This is a genomic window from Acinetobacter sp. FDAARGOS_559 (assembly GCF_003940475.1).
GTDB classification, from domain to species: domain Bacteria; phylum Pseudomonadota; class Gammaproteobacteria; order Pseudomonadales; family Moraxellaceae; genus Acinetobacter; species Acinetobacter baumannii.
Map to the genome: position 1 here is coordinate 3,401,211 of NZ_RKJG01000005.1, position 24,279 is coordinate 3,425,489.

Sequence of the window (24,279 nt, forward strand, 5' to 3'; positions counted from 1 at the left end):
TGGATCATTTTAATTTGTTTTCTTGAATGATTCTTATTACGATTTACTGGGGCGGGGCAAATGAAAAAAGTGGGAACGGGGCAAAAGCGGAATCGATCGATTTTTCGATTCTCAACATTGGCGTTTGCTATACATGCTGTCTCGATGGGTGGGCTTGTTGCGCTGCCTATGCAACAGGCTTATGCAGAAACAGCCGGAGTTAAAAGCTATAATATTCCTGCTGGTCGCCTTGCTAACGTACTCAACCAGTTTGCCGAACAATCGGGTACTTCAATTGCAATGGATGCTCAGCAACTTCAAGGGTTACACAGCCTAGGTTTAAAAGGTAACTTTGCAGTCGAACAAGGTTTTGAGCAGCTTTTAAAAGCAACCGAATTTAATGCTGTAAAAGTTGGGCAGGGTTACACACTCAGCAAAAAACCTACGCCGCGAGTAACTACATCTAATGCTCAGGCTGTTAGCCTGCCGCCAAGTAGCACCATAATTGAAGAAGATGCATCGGTACGACTCACGCCAATTGTGGTGTATGGCAAAGAAGACCGTGACACCGAAGGCTATAACAAAGTTTATGATACAAATCGCTCTTCGGTCTATGCGGGCAAAGACTATGTCGAGCGCTTTAAAGGAACCAACCCAGCCGATGTTTTACAAGGCATGGTGGGAGTCTATAGCGGCGATGCTCGCAATAGTGGCGCACTCGACCCAAGTGTACGTGGTGTGCAGGGTGTTGGTCGTGTGCCTTTAACCATTGATGGCACCGAGCAGTCGATTGCCGTGTGGCGTGGCTACAACGGGGTAAATAACAGAAACTATATCGACCCCAATCTGATTGCAGGCATTGAAGTCATTAAAGGCCCATCTTTAGAGCGCAATACCACAACTTCTGTAGGTGGTGGCGTAGTGGTTAAAACGCTAGAGGCCGATGACATTGTTCGTCCGGGTAAGTCTTTTGGTGCCGAGTTAAAAGTAGAAGGCTCAACTAACTCAATCGATCCATCTTTGCCAGATATGAGTAAAGTGGGCCAAAACTACGATGACACAACGCCTTGGATCGATATGAACGGGTCAAAATATGACCCCGATATTTATAAAAAGAACCGGACCAGAAGTGATAACTCTCATTTTTCGGGCGATGACTTAGCGGGCCGACTGGCAATTGCCATCAAGCAAGACAAATTCGATTTACTGGCAGTTTATGCAGTACGTGAGCGCGGCAACTATTTTTCTGGCACACATGGCGCGGGCTACTATAAACGAGCGACGCCAGACAGTAGCCTCGATTTTATTCCTTACTTTGCCTATGCCTATCAACCGGGAGATGAAGTTCCCAACACTTCAAGTCATATGGAGTCGTGGTTGTTAAAAGGGACCTATCGCCCAACAGATGATCATACCCTTAAACTGACTTACCGAGATACCAAAAATATTTTTGGTGAAATTATGCCGTCTCGAATTGTTTGGGGTATTACGCCTGACTTGGGTGTTCCGCAGTGGCCTTTAAGCAATATCCACTCTAAAGCTTATAGCCTCGAATATAAGTTTAAGCCTGAGAATAATCGTTGGATTGATTTCTATGCCAATATTTGGCAAACCGACACCGAAAGCCAGACATACACACGTGGTGGATGGCCAACCACAATCGATTTTAGAGATAACACCATTATTAATACGGCAATAAGCCATTCTGACAATACGCGTAAAGGCATTACCGTCAGCAATAAAACCCGTTTGTTAGACCAGCTTGATTTGACGCTCGGCGGAAGTTTCTTAAAAGAAAAATTAACGTCTGACGATGTATATGGTGAATTTGGCCCAAGTTATTCGCTCTATCAAGCATTGCCACGGGCAGGACGCCGTGAGGAAAAAACGTTCGACTTTAATTTTAATTATCGACCCGTGTCTTGGTTAAGTTTTGATGCGGGCATGCGTTATCGCTCGTATTGGGCTATTGATGACTTTTTAAATAAGTCTTTGCAGAGCGAGATTGACCCGAGTTTAAATCCGCTGTTTACCAAAAAAAGTAGGCTTAAAGAATATACCTTTGAATATCAGACCATGCCTGAGAGTTACACCTCGACTCAGCAGCGTTTAATCAATGTTTTAAAACAGCGCTATGCCACAAAAAATCCTGAGTGGGATGGGCAGCTCGATACTGTGCCTGCATCAGAGAGCACTTTGTATAACATGATCTGGTCACAGAAAAATACGCTAAGCTGGAAAGCAGATGCGAATGGGCAATTGTCGCTTGCCGATAATCCTTTAAATCAGCTCAATGCCTCTGGACAAAAGTACGTCGTAACTGGCGGGAACTTTCTGTCGGTGGTAGACCAAGTTCCGGTTGAGTCGGCCGACAAAGTTAAAGATAGCGGCTGGGCACCGCAGTTAGGTGCCTCAATTCACCTCACGCCAAACAGCAGAATCTATGCACGCTATGCAGAGGAATATCGCTTACCAAGTTTGTTTGAAAGCACTGTCGGTTTTTCTGCCATGTTGCCATATCAAGCAATCAAACCTGAACACGCTTTTAACTACGAAGTGGGTTATGTCTATGACATGCGTGATTGGTTTAGCACAGCACGCAATGCCGACATTAAGCTCGCCTATTACTACAACAAAACCAAAAATGTGATTGAGCGTGATCAAAACCTTATTTTTACCAATATGGATGAGCAAAAGCTATCAGGTTTAGAGTTACAAAGCCGTTTTGATAATGGTGGTTTCTTCACAGACTTGAGCGTGGCCTATAACTTAAAAAATGAAGTGTGTGATACCAATAGCGCCATTAACAAAATGATTTTAGGCGGTACGGTTCAAACCGAGCAGGGCCTTGAGTTCCGCGAACCGTATCAGCGTTGTGTTGATGACGGTTTCCCAAATGGCTACTTGGTGACTATGGCCACTCCTGAACTGAGTTTCCACGGTTTGCTTGGCACACGCTTTTTTGATGAAAAGTTAGAGCTCGGTGCACGCGCCACATTCTATAAAGCTTATGAAAGCCCGCTACGCAAAAATAATGATGCTAGCGTCAATAAAGGCTATTACCTCAATGTACCTTTGGCTTGGGATGACACGTGGATTTTTGATGCCTATGCGCGTTATCAGGTTGATGACTACAACACAGTTGAGTTTGTCGGCAGTAATCTTTCTAACCAGTTTTATATCGATCCTTTAACTCGTAGTGCCATGGCCGCACCCGGCCGAACGATGAAAATTAGTTGGACCACTAAATTTTAAAAAGAATTTGATTCCCTCTATACATACATAAAAGGGGAGTCAGGTAACGGTAAATAATAAGATTGAATGATTATTATTTACAAAAAGCCGAGTAGGTTTTCAGCTGGGCCTACTCAATAAACTAAAAATAGCGAAATCGTTATTTTAAATTAAACAATAACTTAGTTTTAAAAAGATGGAGTAACAACAAATGAAAATCTCTCAATTGTTCTTGGGTCTCGTTGCTTGTTCAACTGCATTTGCTTATGCAGGAATTGATGGTATTTCGAGTAATGAAAGTAATATCAAAATCGGTGCTGCTGCCAATGCAAGCCATCCGGGTGGTGTAGCAGCGGTGTCGGTTCAAGCTGCGGGTGCGCCATATAACGCTTTTACAGGTTTTAGTTCGTTAAAAGGTTTGGCTCAGGCTTTTGCTGCTCAGGGAACAAGTAACACCAATGTAACGGTTGGCAGCAAAACCTTTAATATTTCGCATATTCCAGTGTCTGCAATGCCACCTTCACACAGTGCATTAGGTAATTTTAACTTTGGTCAGGTGGGCACACAGGAAGTCTATTTTGGTGAATGGTGGAAAGCGGGCGACACGCCGGCAAGCGCGAGCCATACCGTTTACTACGCGGGTGATAATACCAATACCACTGTTCCAACCGCGGGTACTGCAACTTATACCGTTGCAGGGATTAACGGCTCTGGAAGCAATCTGTTAAGTGGTACGTTCACGGCAAATTATGGCGCGGGTACACTTGAAGGAACACTTACTGGAACTGGTACGGCTGTTTCATCATTAAGCCTAGATGGTGTGGCATTTAACCCGGGTACTGCTGCGTTTGCAGGTTTGGCAACGGCTAACGGTACGGCTGGTATCGACAACTCTGGTGTGGTGCAAGGTCAATTCTTTGGTGCAAATGCTTCGGCTTTAGCGGGTATTGCCCAGTTTGATAACGTGTCTTACAACACTGCATTTGGCGGTGCTAAAAATTAATGAATGCAAAAGGAATCTACACACGTAGGTTCCTTTTGTTTTTTGGGCTTTTGCTTGGTTGCTTCAGGTTTATTGTTTTATGAAACGAACGCTTTTGTGCTGTCTGACATTGTTGAGTTGTCCATTTTTATATGCCGACGAAGACACACAGCTTCGTCTTAATCAAAGCTTGGACCAAACGCTTTTACAAGAACAGCGACAGTTTCACGAACAGGGAACAATTCGTAGTACCGAGCAATTACCTAAACTTCAAATTAATGGACAAGAATATAGTGTTGAGCAAAATCCGAATGATCTTGCCAAGGCGTTATATTTGGCAGTCATGCAAAAACAGTGGCTCAAAGCCACGGTTTATTTAGAACATTATAAAAAATATGTTGGCTATGATCGGGCTTTAACCGACTTTGCCGAAGGGGCAGTTGCACGTTCTCAGGGGCAACTGAAATTGGCTGAACAAAAATTTCAAAGCAGCTTAAAACAACAACCTCATAATTTAATTTGTGAACTTGAGTTAGCGCGCGTGCTGTTTGAACAACAGAAAAATAAGGAAGCAGCACGCCTTTTTATTTCCATTCAAGACCAACTGAAACAAAGTGACCCTGCGGTAATCCCATCTGGGGTTTTAACAACAGTAAATACCTTTGTTCAAGCATTAAAAAAACGAGACTCTTGGCAAGGCTCGGTTTCAGCGGGTTATACCTATGTCAGTAATTTAAATAGTTCTTCTGAACAAAGCAAAACATGGACACTTTATGGCAGAGATAGTGAAGGTAATATTATCCCAGTTAGGGAAGTTACTCGTGGAACTCCTAAAGCTGAGTCGGCAACGGGTTTAGATTACGAAGCCAGTCTGATTAAACGCTATGCGATTGAAGGCCATCATGGCGTGGCTTTACGTGCGCTGGCGTTTGGACAATCCTATAACGACCACGCGACATTTAATGAATCTACCATCAACATTAATGCAGGCTACAGCTACTTTGACTTAAAAAATCAAATTGGGGTGAGTCCGCTATTTGAACATAAACGTTATGGCAATGATGGTCTTTACAATGCATGGGGGGCGCGTGCCGAATGGATGCATTTTATTTCGGCAGATAAAGCTTTCAAGCTTGAGGCTGAGAGTAAAGATTTAAATTATCAGAAATACAAAACCCTAGATGGGGTAGAAAGCTCAGCTTTTGCTACTTTCTGGAAGATTTTTCCAGACCAGTGGACTTTTTTTGGTGGTCTAGATGTGCTCGACCATTCGACCCAAGAAAAATACATGGCTGCCTACCAACAGCAAGGTGTGCGATTGGGCTTAAGCAAATCTTGGAGTACAGGATTTAACACCACTTTGCTGAGTTCTTATCGTTGGCGCCTGTTTGATAAATACGCAGAAACTTTCTTAGCTCGTCGTCATGATTTCGAACAGAACTATACCTTTGTTGTGCAAATGCCGCGCTTTGATTTTTATGGCATGACACCCAATTTAACCTATCGCTATAACCATAATAAAAGCAATGTCGATTGGCTGTATTCCTACGATAAACACAACATTAGCTTCAAGCTTGAGCATCGTTTTTAGGGAATAAGCCATGAAATCAAAATCATTATTCCCTACCCATAAGCCGATTGTTATGTTGCCTTTACCACAAGGGCCGAAGCATTTTTATAAGTTTTTAATCGTAGTGGTGGTGATTGGACTGCATGTGTTTGCTGTCTGGATGCTGAGTCATTTAATTGAACCTTATACTTTTAAGGCAACACCCAAAGTAGATGCATTAAAAGTAAGTTTTGTATCATTGGCACCTGCTAAAAAGCCATCGGTTGAAAAGACTGAAAGCCAACCTAAAAATAGTGTAACACCTCAATCTACTTTAAACAGTTCGGTATCTCATGCGCCCGATCAGCCAAAATACTCGCCTACAAATGTTCAAACATTAGCGTCAAAAACTGCTTCTAAAGAAGTTGTGCAAAATAATTTAAATGACAAACAGCAAGCACAACCAAAAACGACTTTAAATAATTCAACTTCACTCCAACCAGCGCAGCGTACAGAAATGCTGGTGACTCATACCGATAAAAAACTGAGTTCGACAGACTTTGAACAAACGCAAACTGAGCAGTTGACACAAAACGCCAATAGTGAAATTAAAAGTGGTGGGGTCAAAACACCCGCAATGCAGCAAGAATATTCCAAAGCCCCTAGCACTCAAGTTGAACACGATGACGTTGTTCAGGTGAGTAGCGTGGATGTGCTGAGTTTTGGCGGGCTTGACTATGATGACCGTGAGTTAAAACAACAAAATCGTTTGGTTGAGCTTCGGATTCGCATTAATGAAAAAGGGCAGCCCATCAACATTCAATTACGTCAAAGTTCGGGTATTCAAAGCCTTGATGAACGGGTCATACAAGCTGCACGTAAATCCAGATTTAAACCCCACAAAATTAACGGTCGAGCCGTGACCATTGTTGTGGATTTTCCAGTCCAACTCAAACTCAATCGGGGCCGTTAACCGATGAGTAATATCCATTTTGTAGGAGAAAGATGATGAATTCATCTACAGAACAAATCATTAGCAACAGTTTGTCTTTACGTTTGAAACAAGAAACTGCTGCTGAACACGAACGTATGCATCAATTAATGTCAGAGGCAAAGGTGTTTTCAAGTAAAGAAAAATACGCGCAATTAACTTTGTCTCAATATTATTTTCAGCGTGAAATTGAACATCTTTTTGAGAAAGAGGGTGTAGCTGGACTGATTCCGGACTTAGACATTCGTGGCCGCTCAAAACAAGCACTTGCCGATTTAAATGATTTAGGTATTCAACCCAACGGGCAGCAATTACAGAGTGAAAACGTACAACTACCCGAAGCTTTAGGCTGGATTTATGTGTCTGAAGGTTCAACCTTAGGAGCTGCATTTTTATTTAAAGAAGCTCAAAAGCATTTGGGCTTTTCGGAAACGTTTGCTGCACGTAATTTGGCTGCCTATCCCGAAGGGCGCGCGAAAGTCTGGAAACGTTTTGTAAAAGCACTGGATGAAGCAGGCTTTGACCAAACCCAGCAAGACCGAGTCGTTCAAGGGGCGTTAGATGCCTTTGGATATTTTGGTCAGGCGCTTGATCAGCTTGATGAACTGAAATAATAAAAAGTGGATAAAGGGAATACCCGATATGGATAAACTTAATCAAGTCAATGTCATGGTAAAACATGAGCAGTCGCTAGCACCCGTTCAACCAGTCAGCAAACTTGCGCGTTCTATGTGGGCACGCTGGGTGTTTATTAGCTTGGCTTGGTTGTGTATTGCGCTTGGCATATTGGGTATTTTTATTCCGGGTTTACCTACCGTCGACTTTATGATTTTGGCGGTTTTCTTTGCGGCTCGAGGCTCTGAAAAACTTCATCAATGGTTTCGAAATCATCGCTATATCGGTCCACTCATTCGTGAGTGGCAAGAACATCGGCGTATTCCCAAAAAGGCGAAATACATCTCGACCTTAAGTATGAGTCTGGCTGCGGGACTGATGATTTGGACCATTCCGCATCCGTGGTTTGTCTATCCGGCAATTTTATGTATGGCTGGGGTATTGGCGTGGATGTGGCTTAAAAAATAAAATTATGACTGGCATTTTTGCATGGTACGCATCATGGATTTTACAAAATCACGCGGTATTTCAGGACTTTGCAAACTTAAACTTCCAAGTTTATGCATGAGTTTTGGGGAATATTGGCGCTCTAAACGGTGATAAATACACAGACAGGTCGCGCGACTATGTCCAGCAGCTACGCATTTTAAATAAAAGTCTCGGTGTGCATTACTTTTATAGCCAGCAGAGGCAATTGATACAAATAATAATCCACCCAAAAAAACTGAAAAATTATAAAGAGACATATTCCTTCTCGTCGTTGTTGTTTTCTTTATCAATCACTCAGCACAACAGCCGTTTGTGCAAAATATTGGCGAAACTTGCGGCTTCATCATAGATAGAACGGTTTTAGAGGTCAAATTGATTTGCGGATGAGAAGCGTTTAATGTTTTAAAAATAAACAAATTTTATTGTTGCTGTTTTGAAGACAGTGTTGCGACATTAAACACTCTATGTTTTTACATACTTTTTTGTTTTGATAAATGCTTTAGCTTTGATTTGTTTTTAAATACTTAAAACATCTTCGTACTGAATTTAATGACTTTAAAATAATAGGATGCTGCTTATGCCAGAGACTTCAATTCAACAAGAAACACAAAGTACGTGGGCAATATGTCGAGATCCTGTTTTATTGACTATGGTGGGCGGGGCAATTGATACCATTGGCTTTATTGCGTTATTTGGTTTTTTTACTGCTCATGTGACGGGCAACTTGGTATTGGCCGGGGCTGCGTTGGTGAAGGGTGGTGCCGGTTTATGGATTAAACTTGCGGCTATTCCATTGTTTATTGTGACGGTGGTGATTACCAAACTTTTAATTGACCGTAGTCAGACCAAACACAAAACGCTGTCTTATTTATTTTTATTTGAAGCTATTTTTCTCTTTGCTTTTATGGCTGCTGGGCTTTACTTTGAGCCATTTAAAAATGCCGATTCGATTACGGTTGCAATCACAGGTGGCCTCGGTTTAATTGCTTTAGCGATTCGTAATACATCAAGCAAAACCCTTATTAAAAATATTAGCCCCAGTACCATGATGACAGGCAACACTACCCAGCTTGGGATTGATATTGCTAACTTGCTTAAAAATAATAATGCTGCCAATCGGGCAAGTTTGCTTAAAAGTGCCAGTATTGTAATTGGCTTTGTTATAGGTGCTTTGATGGGGGCGGTACTCTATGTCTATTTTGACTTTTGGAGCGTAGCGCCGTTTATTTTACCCATACTCTATTTTTCTTATTTGGCTTCCCAGCAGAAGTTTAAACAAGCTTAATAAAATATACGGTCAATTTTATTTTCCAAATAAATTCCAATCAAAGCTGAGCCGAAATTGTTCAGGCACAGCTTTACAGGCATAATGTTGAGTGGGGAAATACATTCGATAAAGGAATGCACAATGACAAAATCCGGCCATTATTTAGTGCTTACAATAATGGGACTACTGAGCGGTTGTCAGGTCATTCATTTAAAAGAAAGTAACTTAAGCAGTGCTTTAAAAAGTAAAAATGAAAGCATTTTGACCGACAATACTTTAAGTCATCAAACCCAAAACTTGCTGTATTTGGTCAAAGAAAGTGAAACGTCTTGTCTGCAAAATTTTAATGTCTGTTTAAATAAAATTCAGGGATTGTCAGAAAATAGCAGCCGAGAGGAACGCTATGCGGCGCTAAGTGAAATTTATTTGGCAAAAGCTTTAGATGTTGGGCGTAGTAGCCAGTGCCATGCCACTCTTAAAAGTAACAGTTGTGTTGAGCAAGAGCTTGCGTTGTTTGATAAAAGCTTGCGCTATAGCTATGTCTATTTGTTTGATTCTGAAGAGTCACCTTTTGATCGGGTATTTGACCATCGCCAAAATCAGGTACGTATTTTTTATAACGTCGCCTTGTCGAAGCTCATGACCACGTATTTTAATCATTTAAATACGCTTCATTTCCCACCTTTACTAAAAGCAGATGGGCATGAGTACCACGTTAACTTTAATCATGCGGTAGATGTACAACACATTGAAGTCGATACCTTTCGCTCTAGCTATAACATGAACTTTTCAGGGTTTAATACCGTCAACCGTAAGGATGGTTTAGGTGCGGAATTTATTGTGGGACGTAAGGAGCATGATGTAAATCATGGTTTTATTTTAGATCCCGACGCTTTTTATGCTCACCAGAGTAATCCCAATATTCATTTACCACGCTTCTTTCCAGTCACGGCTATTGCCTACCCAAAACAAAAGGCCACAGCCGATCAGGTCATTGATGGGGCAGAGTTAGAAATTGCGATGTTCGATCCCTACAGGCAAGACCGTGTAAAAGTTGAAGGCGTGGACTATCCGCTCACTGCCAACTATTCGGCGCCTTATGGGCTATGGTTATCGAAATATAATTTAGGTGCAGCAGGCTATTGGTCTTTAATTAATAAAGAAGCCAATTTGATTATGCCGCATTTATATATGCTGGAACCTTTTAACCCCGATAAAAAAATTATTGTGTTTATTCATGGCTTGGCAAGCAGCCCAGAGGCATGGGTGAGCCTAACCAACGACATTATGGGTGATGCCGAATTAAGACAAAACTACCAAGTTTGGCAGGTGTTTTATTCAACCAATATGCCGATTTTTGAAAGTCGTTTTCAGATTTATTCTTTGCTGAATCAGGCTTTTCAAAACGTTGCCAAAGACAGCTACGCTGCACATGATGCCGTATTGGTTGGACATAGTATGGGCGGAGTGATTAGCCGCTTGCTAGTAAGCGATGCAGACGTTTCTGATTTAGCCATGCAAAAAATGAATGAAGCACAGTTAAAGCGTTTAAAAGAAAATCCGGTTATTCGAGAGCGTTTTCAGTTCAAAGATTTGCCCTATTTTAAGCGGGTTGTTTTTGTTTCGGCGCCGCATCATGGTACTGACTATGCTGACCGATGGTTTACCCAAATTGCTCGCCGTATTATTCGCTTACCTGCCGACTTTTTTATTGCCGTTGAAATGAGAGATGAGAAAAATACCAAACTCAGAAAAGGCTTAATTGAAAATGGAGCGAGTAATTTAAGTCGTTCTTCTAACTTTATGCAGTTGACCCAAGCCATTCAGCCATCGTCCAACGTGGTCTATCACTCGATTATGGGCAATATAAATGGCACCACAGATAAGACAAAAATGAGTGATGGGATTGTGCCTTATCAAAGTTCACATTTGGGTGGGGAGCAATCGGAGCTGATTATTAAAGGTGGGCATTCGATTCAAACTAGCCCTGAGGCAATTTTAGAATTACGGCGCATTTTACGATTGCATTTAAAACAGTCGCCGCCTTCAAAATAGATTTTTTGTTTTTAGAAAACCACTGCTGAAATAGCTCAACAGTGGTTGAAGTGATTAATTAAGCTGGTTTTGTTTGAGCGATTTTTTATGCTCAAAGTAGCTGATTGAAAAAATAACCAAGCCAACCAAATACAACACACCAGACAACAGCAGTAAGTCTAAACCTGCGGCATAGAGCAACCAAAGTGCATAGATTGAAGCGACACTTGCAATCGCAATATGCGACGTGCGTTTATGGCGAATTGATTCTTTAAGATAAAAAGCCGACACCAGAAAATAAGGCAGCAAAATCATGACCGATGAAATCAGTAAAAGCTGGGTGTAGTTTTTATTGAAAAAATACACGGCAATCAGAGAACCTTGCACCACAATAGTAGTTAGCCATAGTGATGAAATCGGCACATTATTTTGGTTATTCTTTAAAAATAGTTTCGGGAAAGCACCATTTTTTGCAGCTAAATATGGAATTTCAGTGGCAAATAACGTCCAGCTTAAATAAGACGATGAAACTGAAATAATCAAGCCGATAGTAATAATGATGGTACCCGGTAGACCGATCAGTTGCTGCAAAATAGTCGCCATAGATGGGTTATGCATGCCTGCAAGCGCTTCACGACTTGCCACACCATAAGCCAGTACTGTCACCATGACGTAAAAACTTAGTGCCAGTAACACACCTAAAATGGTCGCTTTACCAATGTCATTACGGTTCTTTGCACGTGATGATAAAACCACAGCACCTTCAATACCCGTAAATACCCAAAGGGTAATGAGCATCAGGTCTTTGACTTGCTGCCAAAGTGGAACTTTTAAAGAGAAGTCATTTAAGTTGAGTTTGAATAAATCAAACTTAAAGGCAATAAAAGTAAAGAAAATGAAAACCACCATTGGAATAATTTTGGCAATAGTCGCCAGTAAATTCACAATCGCAGCTTCCTTAATACCTCGGCTTACTAACCAGTGCACCAGCCATACAAAAATGCTTGAACCAATCAGTGAGTAGAGCGTATTACCTTCACCAAAAATAATATGGTCTTTGCTGTCGGTAAACATGCCGACGCCTGAAAAGGCAATCACCACATAACCTACAATACCAATGGTAGTACATAACCAATAGCCCCATGCCGAGCAAAACCCGATCAGGTCTCCAAAGCCTTCGCGTGCATAGTTATAAATACCGCCATCTAGATCTGGTCGTTGACGGGTTAAATGCAACAATGAGAGAGCCAAGAAAATAATGCCGACTCCGGTAATGAGCCATGCAACAAGAAGGGCAGAGCCGTTGGCAACTTGAGCCATATTTTGGGGGAGACTAAATACGCCTGACCCCACCATAGAACTAAATACCAGCGCTGTAAGAGACAATAATCCGATTTTGGCAGCAGACATGGTATTTATTCTTTAAAAAATTGAGAAAGTTCAGCAATGTGTTCTGGTCCAATACCACAGCAACCGCCCACTAAACTTGCACCTGCTTGCTGCCATTGTTTGGCAAAAGCAAGATAAGCTGGAGCGTCTAAGTCTTTACGAATTTCATCGAGACCATCGTTAGCAGTAGCGCTTTCATCTTGCGGTGGGAATGCGTTGGCATAAGCACCAATTTGCACAGACTCAGGAATAAGTCCTTTAATTTCGTTAATCGCTTGCAAGATCACTTCAGGTTGGCAGCAGTTAAACAATACTGCTTTGGCATTTGACTGCTTTATAAAGTCAGCCACTTGTTGCATATTTTCGCCAGAACGAAGTAAAGCTTGTTCTTGTTTAATCTCATCTTGTAGCGTAAATGACACCCAATAGTCCTTACCATCTTGTGGCAATAATGCATGGACTGTTTCAACTTCTTTTAAGCATGATTGAGTTTCAGCGAGCCAGAAATCTACCTCTGGTGCCAATGTGTTAATAATTGGCTCAGCAAGGTTTTTAGCCTGTTCTGGCTGGAACAAGTCGGCACGGTAAGAACCAAATAAAGGCGGTAAGCAGCCTGCGATTTTGACATTTTTGCCGCTTTCTTTAACTGCATTTTTTGCTTGTTCAATCGCAACTTTAATTAAACGCACGCCGTCAGTTTCAAAACGTTCTTGACCAATATGAAATGGCACAACCGCATAGTTATTGGTGGTAATGACTTCTGCACCAGCGTTGATAAAGTCGAGGTGGACTTCTTTTACTGTTTCAGGTGCTTCAATGAGTGCAAGCGCAGACCACTCAGGTTGACGAAACGGAGCGCCACGGCGAGCCAATTCACGGCCTAAACCGCCATCTAAAATTTTCATAAATTACAACGTAAAGGGAGAAAAATAATTCAGCTAATCTAGCGTGTAGATGAATGCTATTCAATCGCTAATATGCTCGATATATTTCTAAATAAATTAGATTGTTATGAATATTTTTTCTTAAAAGGAATTCTGTAAACGATGTTCAGTTTTACTGATGAACTTCATGTGAAAATGAAAATACATTTTCATGAAGTATACAGACTAAAAATAGTCTTATAGCGCGCCGTATTGCTGCCAGCTTTCACCAGTATGCTGCGTTTTATAATAGGCATTAAGTTGCTTGAGCTGCGTAAAATGTACGCCTGACCAAATCAATAAACTAATTAATATGAGTACCTTAGATAAACTACGAACTTTACTTACTTGAGTAAAAGCCAACACAACAAAAAATAGCGCAGGTAAAAATATAAAGAACTGGATAGGGGAGAAAAATAGATGAGCCGTGCTGAAATATAAAGAGACTGCGCTCATGAGTACATTTAAAACAGCACATAGTTTTTGATATTTACCGAGTTTAAATGCATAAGCTGTTATGACAAATAACACGGCTGAGCTGACATAAATAGCTGTACCGCCAATCATCCACATATAAAACCCGCTTAACAAAAGATAAGCCAGTAGCAAAACAAGCACGAGCTTAAAACAAAACGGTAAGAGGCGAGGTGATGATTTTAAAGGCGTCATAGCGAATCTAAATATCTCAACAGAAGTCTTAAAAAACAAAAGGACGAATCGAAATTCATCCTTTTGATATTTTACTTATACATCATCAAACTTAGTTTGCTTTTGCAACAGGGGCAGCAGCAGTTTCATCGTTTGCAGCTTTGAACGGAGATGTATAGTTCAAGCCAAGTGTAGAGCTTGTGTACTGACGAACTTTGTCGAGTAACACAGGGTCTTTGCTTAAGTCTTGTTTATAAGAAACCACAATTTCATGAAGCTTCTGATTCCACTTACCTTCAGTTTGCTGAGGGAAAGCTTTTTCAAGCAAGTTAAGCATGATGTATGGAGAAGTCGAAGCACCTGGAGACGCACCTAACAATGCAGTTACTGCACCATCTTTAGATGCAAAGATTTCTGTACCAAATTGAAGTGTTGCAGGTTTACCCGGTTCTTTTTTGATGATTTGAACACGTTGACCACCTTGGCTTAAACGCCAGTCTTCAGCTTTCGCATCTGGGTAGTATTTACGAAGTTCATTGAGACGGTCTTCATCTGACATCATCACTTGGCTCACCAAGTATTTAACAAGATCAAGGTTTTCCAAGCCAACAGTGGTCATTGGTAAAACATTGCTTTTGTTTGTTGAAGCAAGTAAGTCAAGTTGAGAACCATTTTTTAGGAACTTGTTTGAATACGTTGCAAATGGTCCAAACAATACATATTTTTTACCGTCGATATAACGTGTATCAATATGTGGTACAGACATTGGAGGCGCACCAAGTTCCGCACGACCATATACTTTCGCTGTGTGCTGAGCAGTAATTGCTGGGTTGTCAGTAATTAAGAACTCACCACCTACAGGGAAGCCAGCATATTGTTTCGCTTCTGGTAAACCAGTAAGTTGCAATAATTTAACCGCGGCACCGCCTGCACCGATAAATACAAAACGTGTTTTAACGTGATCTGTTTTACCAGTTTTCAAATTTTTGAAAGACACCGTCCAAGTTTTGTCATCATTTTGGCTGATGCCAGTCACTTCAGTTGAAGTCTGTAATTTGAAGTTAGGGTTTTGGTTTAAGTGATTCACTAATTGTTTAGTGATTGAACCATAGTTCACGTCAGAACCAACTTCCATACGAGTCGCTGCAACTTTTTGAGTTGGATCACGATCGGTCATGACTAAAGGCGCCCATTGTTTAATCACAGCTGGGTCTTCAGTAAATTTCATGCCTTTGAAAAGCGGGCTTTGAATCATGGCAGCATAACGTTTTTCTAAGAATTTAACGTTATCGCCCCAAACGAAAGCAATGTGTGGAACTGGGTTAATGAATGTTTTTGGTTCAGCTAAAACGCCTTGTTTTACCTGATATGACCAGAACTGTTTAGCAACTTCGAACTGAGAAGCAACTTTTTCAGCTTTGGCAATTTCCATCTTACCGTTTTTCTCTTCGGTATAGTTCATTTCCATAAAGCCAGAGTGGCCTGTTCCGGCATTGTTAAAGCCGTTTGAACTTTCTTGAGCAACTTGATCAAGACGCTCAAACATACGAATTTGCCAATTCGGTTCAAGCTCAGTGAAATAAGTACCGAGAGTGGCACTCATGATACCGCCGCCAACAAGAACAGCATCAACAACTGGCTCATCTTTTGCAGTTTGTACTTGTTTTGACGCAATCGGTCTAAACAAGAAAACAATACCCGCAATTAAAATAAGAATGATTAATACCAGAAGGTATTTCAAAAACTTTTTCATGTAAGGGGGACCTTAAAATAAGTTATTTGAGTCACTTAAGGTGTGAGGAAACCTAGACAGCGTATCCAGACAAAACGGATATAAATGCGAAAGTAAAATTCTCCAAAACAGAGAACTTTGAAAAAAGAAAAATTACTTGGGATTATCGCAAACACTCTATATTTTAGACTAATTTTGCATTGACAATACAATTTTTATAATAAATGGGTTCTATTAAAATCATAAATATGATTTATATTTAATCAAATTAAACTTTTATAAGATTATTTTTAGTTTTAATTTTGTTGTAAGTGATTGAAAATAAATTAATAAAATAAATTTGGTTAAACTTAAGCCATTTGAAGGATATGCTTCGATAAAAATAGGTGAATTTTTAATTTATGACCTATTGATGTTAATTAATAACCTTGCATGACCTTATTTTCTGTCATACATAGTTCTTATTAATATGAGTGCTATAAATAATAAATTAAGGGCATATTCCTGCATAAGAAATATGCCCTTTAAGATTTTATGATGCTACATAGAATGGTGCAGTCGAACGTGGTAACGCTTCGCGTCCACGAATTTGGTCTGCAATTTTCTCGGCAATCATAATGGTGGTTGCATTTAAGTTACCGGTAATAATCAGCGGCATAATTGAGGCATCAACTACACGCAAACCATTCATACCGTGTACACGGCCTTGACCATCTACAACAGCCATTTCGTCTTCGCCCATCTTACAGCTACAAGACGGGTGGTAAGCTGTTTCTGCATGGTTACGAACAAAGTCATCAAGCTCTGCATCTGTCTGCAAATGTTTGCCCGGGCTAATTTCATCACCACGATATGGGTCAAGCGCAGGTTGATGCATGATTTCACGCGTGATGCGGATTGCATCACGGAACTCACGCCAGTCTTGTTCAGTCGACATGTAGTTAAACAAGATACTTGGATGCGCAAACGGGTCTTTCGATTTAAGTTTGATACGACCACGTGAAGGCGAACGCATTGAACCCACGTGTGCTTGGAAGCCATGTTCTTTTACTGCATTACTACCGTTGTAGTTAATAGCTACTGGCAAGAAGTGGTATTGAATGTTTGGCCACTTAAATTCATCCGAACTACGGATAAATCCACCCGCTTCAAACTGGTTACTTGCGCCAATACCTGTACCATTGAATAGCCACTCGGCACCAATGGCAGGTTGGTTATACCATTTTAAAGCAGGGTATAAAGAAACGGGTTGCTTACATTTATACTGTAAGTACATTTCCAAGTGATCTTGCAAGTTTTCACCCACGCCCGGCAAATCATGAACCACATCAATATCCATTGATTTTAAGAAGGTACTTTGACCTACACCTGAACGCTGTAAAATTTGCGGTGACGCAATTGCGCCTGCACAAAGTAATACTTCACGTTTAACCAAGGCACGTTGCAAGTTGTTTTGATCAGCACCAATAATATATTCAACACCAATTGCTTGCTTTTGATTAAACAAGATTTTGTTGGTCGTCGCGTGAGTTAAAATAGTGAGGTTTGGACGACCTTTTGCCATATCCAAATAACCACGTGCGGTACTTGAACGACGGCCTTTAGGCGTAACGGTACGGTCCATTGGACCAAAACCTTCTTGCTGATAACCGTTTAAATCGTCAGTACGTGGGTAACCTGCCTGTACACCTGCTTCAACCATGGCATGGAACAGCACGTTGTTGCCATTTTTTGGTGTAGCCACTGATACAGGACCGCTATCACCATGATAGTCGTTGCCACCAATGTCACGAGTCTCGGCTTTTTTGTAGTAAGGCAAACAGTCGGCATAAGTCCAGTTTTCAAGGCCTTTATGGGTTGCCCATTGTTCTAAATCCATTGCGTTACCGCGGATATAGCACATACCATTAATTAAAGATGAGCCACCTAAGCCTTTACCACGACCACATTCCATACGACGGTTGTTCATGTGTGGCTCTGGGTCAGTTAAATAAGCCCAGTTATAGCGACGACCTTGAAGAGGGTAGGCCAAAGCTGCCGGCATTTGTGTACGGAAATCCAAGCGATAATCTGGTCCACCTGCTTCTAGCAGTAAAACGGTGGTATCTTTGTCTTCAGTAAGACGCGCAGCGAGTACATTTCCGGCAGATCCTGCGCCAATAATAATGTAATCATATTCTTTAATATTCATAACTATCCTTTTTTTACTAACAGTTTGCCTGAGCAATCTATAAAGACTGCTCGGCATATGTGATTTAGGTTGAAGTGTTTAGAGCGATAGGGGCATTAAAAAATGCTTTGATAATCGCCAAGTTCAACTTGAATAGATTTGATACGGGTATAGTGCCCAAGCGTGGTTAAGCCATTTTCGCGGCCCACACCAGATTGCTTGTAGCCACCGACTGGCATTTCGGCAGGTGATTCACCCCAAGTGTTAATCCAGCAAATACCAGCTTCAATTTGGTGAATAATGCGATGAGCGCGGCTAATATCTTGAGTGACCACACCGGCAGCTAGACCAAAGGTCGTGTCGTTGGCACGTTGAATCACTTCTTCTTCGGTTTCATAGCTTAAGATGCTCATGACAGGTCCAAAAATTTCTTCTTGAACAATCGCCATTTGGTCAGTGCAGTCGCTAAATACAGTCGGTAGTACATAAGCGCCTTTGGCAAGCTCGCCTTCTGTAGCACGACCACCACCGATTAATACTTTAGCGCCTTGTTGTTTGCCTGACTCAATGAAAGACAACACTTTTTCCATATGAGGGAAGCTAGTGAGCGGACCGAAGTTTGTGTCTTCAGCCATTGGATCACCAATACGAATACGTTTTACACGCTCTACAACTGCTTTTTCAAAGTCGGCTAAACGTGATTTTGGAACAAATACGCGCGTACCGTTGGTACATACTTGACCTGAACTAAAGAAGTTCGCCATAACCGCAATGTCTGCGGCACGGTTAAGGTCAGCATCTTCACAAATAATGAGTGGTGACTTCCCACCAAGCTCCATAGTCACTTCTTTTAGTGTAGAGCCAGCAGCGCTTGCCATCACTTTTTTGCCTGTCTCTACGCCACCCGTGAATGAGATTTTTTCAATCACAGGATGTTCTGTGAGCCATTGACCGATTTCACGACCAGCACCTTGTACCACGTTAAATACGCCGTCTGGTAAGCCAGCTTCTGTATAGATTTCTGCAAGTTTTAATGCAGTAAGTGGCGTTGTTTCGCTTGGCTTGAAAATCATGGCATTGCCGGCAGCAAGGGCAGGGGCAGATTTCCATAAAGCGATTTGGATTGGATAGTTCCAGGCACCAATACCTGCAACTACGCCTAAAGGTTCACGGCGTGTATAAAAGAAACTTGATTCGCGAAGTGGAACTTGTTCGCCCTGAATAGCTGTTGCAAGTCCTGCGTAGTATTCGAGTACATCTGCACCAGTCACAATATCGACGGTAGATGTTTCGCTGTAGGCTTTACCGGTGTCGAGTGTTTCAAGACGGGCAAGCTCATCATTACGTTCACGGAGAATATCGACAGCACGGCGTAAAATACGTGAACGCTCCATAGCGGTCATGGCTGCCCAGATTTTTTGTCCTTGTTGGGCACTTTTTACAGCAGCTTCAATATCTTGTTCAGATGCCTGTTGAAGAGTCGCGATAATTTCGCCGTTGGCAGGGTTAATACTATTAAATGTTTTACCACTGGTTGCTTCAACGTAGCGTCCATGGATATACAATTGATGAACTTGTACATCACTCATTTTGTCTCTCCTGCAAAGGCTTGTTCGCAAATTGCAATTGCGTTTTTACATAATCGTAAGCAATGGAACGGGCCAGTTCGCTGTCAAATTCATTGTGACGGCTTAAACTGCCACGTAGCCATAATCCATCAATCAATGCTGCCAGACCTCTTGCGGCAACACTGGCCTGTTGTTCATCCATTAACTTGAGAAAATAAAACTTCAAGTTGGAGTACAGGCGTTGATCATTAATCTTTTGCAAACGGCTCAGGTCCGGTACATGCATGCTTGCAGACCAAAAGTCTAACCAGACCCGCATTGCTTTTTCATTTACCTGACTAATGTCAAAGTTAGAGTCAATAATTGCCTTAATCTGGCTTTCCGGATGCGAATCTGCTTCTGCTCTGTACTGTTCGGTTTTCCGACGCAAAACATTGAGCATTTCTTGCATACAGGTATTTATTAACCCTTGTTTGTCGCCAAAATAATGGCTGACAATACCGGTCGACAACTCGGCTTTTTTTGCAATTTGTGCAATGGTGGTATTGGATAACCCCACTTCATAAATTACGTCGAGTGCAGCGTTCATAATCTCTTCACGGCGCACATGCTCTGGTTTTACTCTGCGTTTTGTCATGATTGTCCACATCAGCACTTTTACGGGTGCTTTAAATTCAGCATGTTAACTTGTAGAGCATCATAGCACTTTTTTATCATACTTGTTATTGATTGAACGTTCAATCAATAACAAGTATGATGTGTAAAAATCAATGAATTTTTGAATCTTACTTCGGGCTAGAAGAGATAGAATCAGAAGTTCTTACGGATAGGATGATGCGCATAAGTCCGGTACTTATCACGTTATTTTGGAAAAAATACACCGATTGCAAGGAGCAATAAGATGGTGTTGAAAAGTGATGGATATTCTTCAGACCATATTCGGTTAAATCGTTTTGTATTTTGGAGTTCGGCAGTCAGTATCGGCATTTTTGGCCTATTATTTGTGCTGTTTCCAGAAAAAAGTCAGTTTTGGCTGACCTATGTGCAAGAGCAGGTAAACCACTTTTTCGGGTGGTATTACATGTTGGTGATTGTGCTGTGTTTAGGCTTTGTGGCTTGGCTTGCCTTCTCAAAAGTGGGGCAGATTCCTTTAGGAAAAGACCACGACAAACCTGAGTTTGGCTATTTGGCTTGGACCTCAATGCTGTTTTCGGCAGGTATTGGTATCGCGCTACTTTATTATGGTGTTGCTGAACCTGTTGACCATTTTCTAAGACCGCCAGAAGGTGAGGCAGGCACTATTCAGGCTGCCCGCAATGCCATGACCTATAGCTTTTTGCACTGGGGTATTCATGGCTGGGTGCTTTATGCCTTGCTGGGTGTGACATTAGGTTATTTTGCCTTTAGACAAGATTTACCACTCGCACTACGCTCGGCACTCTATCCAATTTTTGGAGAGCGAGTTCATGGTCTGGTAGGCGATTTTGTCGATGGCTTTGGTATTTTAGCAACCGTAATTTCTTTGGTGACCAACTTAGGTATTGGTGCTTTGGTATTGGTTTCAGGCATTTGTTATTTAATTCCTGAAATTCCCGATAACTCTGCAACTTTAATTACTGCAGTTTTAATCATGATGTTTGTGGCGACAGTCACTACAGTGGTCGGGATTGAAAAAGGCTTGGCATGGTTATCACGGATTAATTTACGTTTGCTCTATGCTTTACTTTTATTTGTATTTTTAACAGGACCGACCAACCATTTGTTAAATGGTCTTGTGCAAAATACGGGCGATTACCTTAATAATTTTATGGGTAAAAGTTTTGATATGTATTTATACAATCAAAAAGCCAGTGGCTGGTTGGGTTCATGGACTGTGTTTTATTGGGCATGGTGGATTGCTTGGGCACCTTTTGTAGGAATGTTTATTGCCCGCATTTCCAAAGGCCGAACTATTCGAGAAGTGGTTTTGGGTGTATGCCTTATTCCATTAGGTTTTACCTTGGCTTGGATCTCGATTTTTGGAAATACTGCAATTCATTTAATTCTCAATCAAAAACAGAAAGTTTTAGGTGATATGGTTTTAAGTGACCCTGCATTGTCATTATTCAAATTACTCGAATATCTCCCGTTTAATCCGTATATTGCCGGGATTGTTGTTGTAATTTGTTTCGTTTTATTTTTGACACCGGTTGGGTCTGGTACACTAATGATCGCCAATTTGTCCTCGAAAGGGGGCACCAGTGATAGTGATTCACCGATCTGGTTACGCATCTTTTGGTCTGTGGTCATTACCATTGTAAGTATCGGCTTATTATTAGCAGGTAGTTTTAACTCCATGCAAAGTGCAGTGGTGTTATGTGGTTTACCATTTTCAGTCATTATTTTGCTTTATATGTTTGGTCTAGCCAAAGCCTTAAAGCAAGATGATTTTGACCCGAATGTTGCGAAAAAGCAGTTAGCTATTTCAAAAGACATTTCTATTCCATCGAATTGTGACCAGAACAAAGTGACCGAGGTTTTATAACCTTGGTTCATCACATTTATTTATATTTTTTGCGTTCAAAGCAGTCTTTTCATTATTGTTAAATAGTGAAAAGACTAAATTGAATATTTTATTTTTCTTCTATTCCTTGAGGATTGTATGGCAACAGATAATCCAAGAGCAGTTGATGATTTAACATTATCTAAATCTAAAAAAGACCCGCTTAACCGTGTGGTTTTTTATATTTCAGCTCTAATCATTTTAATCTTTTCTCTCGTTACTTTTTTATTTAACGATTTCGCAAATCGAACCATTAACACCGTCCTTGCGTGGGTAACGTCAACCTTTGGCTGGTACTATTTACTGGCTGCAACGCTGTATATGGTGTTTGTAATTTTCATTGCCTGCTCACGGTATGGTGAGATTAAACTTGGCCCTAAACACTCAAAGCCTGAGTTTAGTTTACTGAGTTGGTCTGCCATGCTGTTTTCGGCAGGTATTGGTATCGATTTAATGTTCTTCTCGGTGGCTGAGCCATTATCTCATTATATGCAGCCGCCTGTCGGCGTAGGCCAGACCTATGAAGCGGCACGCCAAAGTATGGTGTGGACGCTGTTTCACTATGGTTTGACCGGATGGTGTATGTATGCCTTGATTGGTATGGCACTTGGTTATTTCAGTTATCGCTATAACTTGCCGCTGACCATTCGTTCTGCACTTTACCCAATTTTTGGGAATAGGATTAATGGGGCCATCGGCCATAGTGTAGATACTGCTGCCGTCATCGGGACAATTTTTGGTATTGCGACCACCTGCGGGATCGGCGTGGTACAGCTGAACTATGGTTTACATGTTTTATTAGGACTGCCAGAGAATATCTGGATGCAGTTTGCGCTCATTGCCATTGCAGTCGGTATTAGTATTATTTCAGTGACATCTGGGGTGAATAAAGGCCTTCGGATTTTGTCTGAAATCAATATTTATGTATCGATTGGTCTTTTACTGTTTATTTTGTTCTTGGGCAATACCGAGTTTTTACTCAATGCGCTGGTACAAAATATTGGTGATTATTTAACTCGCTTCCCAACCTTAGCCTTACAAAGTTTTGCTTTTGAGCAACCTAAAGATTGGATGAGCAGTTGGACTTTGTTCTTCTGGGCATGGTGGATTGCTTGGTCGCCATTTGTAGGTTTGTTTTTGGCCCGTATTTCTAGAGGCCGTACTATTCGTGAGTTTGTGTGCGGGACTTTAATTATTCCTCTGTTATTTACCTTAACCTGGTTATCCATTTTTGGTAATAGTGCATTGCACAGTGTTATTTTTGAAGGCAACCAGACTTTAGCTGCAACGGTATTATCTAATCCGGCACATGGTTTTTATGACCTGTTAGCGCAGTACCCGGGTTTTACCTTTATTGCTTCAGTCGCAACAGTGACGGGCCTTTTATTCTATGTGACTTCTGCTGATTCGGGTGCATTGGTTTTAGGTAACTTCACGACCAAGCTTACCCATATTGATAATGATGCACCGCGTTGGTTAAGCGTGTTCTGGGCAATTGCCATTGGGTTATTAACGCTCGCTATGCTGATGACCAACGGGATTACCGCTTTGCAGAATGCAACCATTATTATGGGACTGCCGTTTAGTTTCGTGATGTTCCTTGTCATGGCGGGGCTTTATAAGTCGCTCAGACTTGAAGACTACAGGCATGCCAGTCGAAGTATGAACGCGGCACCTGTGGTGGGTAACGTCGATATTCTCAATTGGAAACAGCGTTTGACTCGGGTTATGCATCATCCGGGAACGACTGAAACCAGACGGATGCTCGATACCGTTTGCAAACCTGCCGTTCAAGCTGTTGCCGATGAACTCATTAAGCAAGGTATGAACGTAGATGTGCAGCAAACAGCACTTGAAGATGAAGAAGCGCTATATCACCTGGATATCACTATTCATTTGGAAGAAGAGCAAAACTTCGTTTATCAGATTTGGCCTGTTCGTTATAGCGCACCTAACTTTAGTCAGCGTGTAAAACGAGGCAAACAGTTCTATTACCGTCTCGAAACCTATCTTTATGAAGGTTCTCAAGACAACGACCTTGTGGGTTACAGTAAAGAACAGGTTATTAATGACATTTTAGATAAATATGAAAGACATATGACGTTCTTGCATATTAATCGTATTAGCCCTGGGAACCGTCCATTATTCCCAGATCCACAAGCTTAAG

Annotated in this window: 18 protein-coding genes; 10 read left to right on the top strand and 8 right to left on the bottom strand. The window is 41.4% G+C overall.

All coding sequences use genetic code 11. From position 1 onward, the window contains the following. The first annotated feature begins 60 nt into the window (after positions 1-60). The 6 genes from EGS71_RS17885 to EGS71_RS17910 all read left to right on the top strand — a co-directional run bounded on the left by EGS71_RS17885 (position 61) and on the right by EGS71_RS17910 (position 7,818). Positions 61-3,234, top strand: a complete 3,174-nt coding sequence (locus EGS71_RS17885) for a TonB-dependent receptor domain-containing protein (RefSeq protein ID WP_004736030.1) — start codon at positions 61-63, stop codon at positions 3,232-3,234. A gap of 190 nt (positions 3,235-3,424) precedes the next feature. Further along, positions 3,425-4,216 carry a Slam-dependent surface lipoprotein gene (locus tag EGS71_RS17890; RefSeq protein WP_002004304.1) on the top strand — a complete coding sequence of 264 codons (792 nt, stop codon included), beginning with the start codon at positions 3,425-3,427 and terminating at the stop codon, positions 4,214-4,216. A 103-nt stretch (positions 4,217-4,319) separates the two neighbouring features. Beyond that, on the top strand, positions 4,320-5,786 hold the full coding sequence (locus EGS71_RS17895) for a porin family protein (RefSeq protein WP_085944037.1): 1,467 nt from the start codon (positions 4,320-4,322) through the stop codon (positions 5,784-5,786). Between the two features lie 10 nt (positions 5,787-5,796). Further along, positions 5,797-6,717, top strand: a complete 921-nt coding sequence (locus EGS71_RS17900; protein WP_000837760.1) for an energy transducer TonB — start codon at positions 5,797-5,799, stop codon at positions 6,715-6,717. Between the two features lie 32 nt (positions 6,718-6,749). Beyond that, complete coding sequence (locus EGS71_RS17905; RefSeq protein WP_002011225.1) at positions 6,750-7,349, top strand: biliverdin-producing heme oxygenase; 600 nt, start codon at positions 6,750-6,752, stop codon at positions 7,347-7,349. Positions 7,350-7,377: 28 nt separating this feature from the next. Further along, complete coding sequence (locus tag EGS71_RS17910; RefSeq protein ID WP_000359626.1) at positions 7,378-7,818, top strand: YbaN family protein; 441 nt, start codon at positions 7,378-7,380, stop codon at positions 7,816-7,818. A gap of 2 nt (positions 7,819-7,820) precedes the next feature. Here EGS71_RS17910 and EGS71_RS17915 read toward each other — a convergent pair whose 3' ends face one another. After that, positions 7,821-8,096, bottom strand: coding sequence for a hypothetical protein (locus tag EGS71_RS17915; RefSeq protein WP_000061137.1), 276 nt, complete (start codon positions 8,094-8,096; stop codon positions 7,821-7,823). Between the two features lie 320 nt (positions 8,097-8,416). Between EGS71_RS17915 and EGS71_RS17920 the strand changes: the two genes are divergently transcribed. Together EGS71_RS17920 and EGS71_RS17925 are read left to right on the top strand one after the other, a co-directional pair. After that, positions 8,417-9,124, top strand: coding sequence for a YoaK family protein (locus EGS71_RS17920; protein WP_001115353.1), 708 nt, complete (start codon positions 8,417-8,419; stop codon positions 9,122-9,124). A gap of 123 nt (positions 9,125-9,247) precedes the next feature. After that, positions 9,248-11,161 carry a lipase family alpha/beta hydrolase gene (locus EGS71_RS17925; protein ID WP_000167359.1) on the top strand — a complete coding sequence of 638 codons (1,914 nt, stop codon included), beginning with the start codon at positions 9,248-9,250 and terminating at the stop codon, positions 11,159-11,161. Between the two features lie 54 nt (positions 11,162-11,215). Here the strand turns inward: EGS71_RS17925 and EGS71_RS17930 are convergent, their stop codons facing one another. The 7 genes from EGS71_RS17930 to betI form a co-directional block, all read right to left on the bottom strand. After that, complete coding sequence (locus tag EGS71_RS17930) at positions 11,216-12,550, bottom strand: basic amino acid/polyamine antiporter (protein ID WP_001271331.1); 1,335 nt, start codon at positions 12,548-12,550, stop codon at positions 11,216-11,218. A 5-nt stretch (positions 12,551-12,555) separates the two neighbouring features. Beyond that, complete coding sequence (locus tag EGS71_RS17935) at positions 12,556-13,434, bottom strand: homocysteine S-methyltransferase family protein (protein WP_000696107.1); 879 nt, start codon at positions 13,432-13,434, stop codon at positions 12,556-12,558. Positions 13,435-13,650: 216 nt separating this feature from the next. Next, entirely contained in the window at positions 13,651-14,121 is a 471-nt protein-coding gene (locus EGS71_RS17940; protein WP_000188091.1) for a hypothetical protein, read from the bottom strand. Positions 14,122-14,212: 91 nt separating this feature from the next. Then, positions 14,213-15,853: a malate dehydrogenase (quinone) gene (gene mqo / locus EGS71_RS17945; RefSeq protein WP_000714073.1), complete on the bottom strand. Its 1,641-nt coding sequence runs from the start codon at positions 15,851-15,853 to the stop codon at positions 14,213-14,215. A gap of 511 nt (positions 15,854-16,364) precedes the next feature. Further along, positions 16,365-18,023 (bottom strand): choline dehydrogenase, encoded by a 1,659-nt coding sequence (betA, locus tag EGS71_RS17950; RefSeq protein WP_001021934.1) that lies wholly within the window; start codon positions 18,021-18,023, stop codon positions 16,365-16,367. Positions 18,024-18,118: 95 nt separating this feature from the next. Next, complete coding sequence (gene betB, locus EGS71_RS17955; RefSeq protein WP_001286303.1) at positions 18,119-19,591, bottom strand: betaine-aldehyde dehydrogenase; 1,473 nt, start codon at positions 19,589-19,591, stop codon at positions 18,119-18,121. Then, complete coding sequence (betI, locus tag EGS71_RS17960; RefSeq protein ID WP_000166965.1) at positions 19,584-20,207, bottom strand: transcriptional regulator BetI; 624 nt, start codon at positions 20,205-20,207, stop codon at positions 19,584-19,586. Before betI ends, betB begins: the two co-directional genes overlap by 8 nt. 264 nt (positions 20,208-20,471) lie before the next feature. On the opposite strand from betI, the gene EGS71_RS17965 reads away from it, so the two are divergent. Both EGS71_RS17965 and EGS71_RS17970 read left to right on the top strand, forming a co-directional pair. Continuing rightward, positions 20,472-22,094 (top strand): BCCT family transporter, encoded by a 1,623-nt coding sequence (locus EGS71_RS17965; RefSeq protein WP_000243373.1) that lies wholly within the window; start codon positions 20,472-20,474, stop codon positions 22,092-22,094. Positions 22,095-22,211: 117 nt separating this feature from the next. Next, complete coding sequence (locus EGS71_RS17970) at positions 22,212-24,278, top strand: choline transporter (protein WP_000179783.1); 2,067 nt, start codon at positions 22,212-22,214, stop codon at positions 24,276-24,278. Position 24,279: the final 1 nt, after the last annotated feature.

Coding starts and splice junctions, on each gene's coding strand:
- EGS71_RS17925 (WP_000167359.1), top strand. CDS start 9,248: ATGACAAAATCCGGCCATTATTTAGTGCTTACAATAATGGGACTACTG.
- betA (WP_001021934.1), bottom strand. CDS start 18,023: ATGAATATTAAAGAATATGATTACATTATTATTGGCGCAGGATCTGCC.
- EGS71_RS17900 (WP_000837760.1), top strand. CDS start 5,797: ATGAAATCAAAATCATTATTCCCTACCCATAAGCCGATTGTTATGTTG.
- EGS71_RS17935 (WP_000696107.1), bottom strand. CDS start 13,434: ATGAAAATTTTAGATGGCGGTTTAGGCCGTGAATTGGCTCGCCGTGGC.
- EGS71_RS17890 (WP_002004304.1), top strand. CDS start 3,425: ATGAAAATCTCTCAATTGTTCTTGGGTCTCGTTGCTTGTTCAACTGCA.
- mqo (WP_000714073.1), bottom strand. CDS start 15,853: ATGAAAAAGTTTTTGAAATACCTTCTGGTATTAATCATTCTTATTTTA.
- EGS71_RS17940 (WP_000188091.1), bottom strand. CDS start 14,121: ATGACGCCTTTAAAATCATCACCTCGCCTCTTACCGTTTTGTTTTAAG.
- EGS71_RS17970 (WP_000179783.1), top strand. CDS start 22,212: ATGGCAACAGATAATCCAAGAGCAGTTGATGATTTAACATTATCTAAA.
- EGS71_RS17885 (WP_004736030.1), top strand. CDS start 61: ATGAAAAAAGTGGGAACGGGGCAAAAGCGGAATCGATCGATTTTTCGA.
- EGS71_RS17905 (WP_002011225.1), top strand. CDS start 6,750: ATGATGAATTCATCTACAGAACAAATCATTAGCAACAGTTTGTCTTTA.
- betI (WP_000166965.1), bottom strand. CDS start 20,207: ATGACAAAACGCAGAGTAAAACCAGAGCATGTGCGCCGTGAAGAGATT.
- EGS71_RS17915 (WP_000061137.1), bottom strand. CDS start 8,096: ATGTCTCTTTATAATTTTTCAGTTTTTTTGGGTGGATTATTATTTGTA.
- EGS71_RS17930 (WP_001271331.1), bottom strand. CDS start 12,550: ATGTCTGCTGCCAAAATCGGATTATTGTCTCTTACAGCGCTGGTATTT.
- EGS71_RS17910 (WP_000359626.1), top strand. CDS start 7,378: ATGGATAAACTTAATCAAGTCAATGTCATGGTAAAACATGAGCAGTCG.
- betB (WP_001286303.1), bottom strand. CDS start 19,591: ATGAGTGATGTACAAGTTCATCAATTGTATATCCATGGACGCTACGTT.
- EGS71_RS17920 (WP_001115353.1), top strand. CDS start 8,417: ATGCCAGAGACTTCAATTCAACAAGAAACACAAAGTACGTGGGCAATA.
- EGS71_RS17965 (WP_000243373.1), top strand. CDS start 20,472: ATGGTGTTGAAAAGTGATGGATATTCTTCAGACCATATTCGGTTAAAT.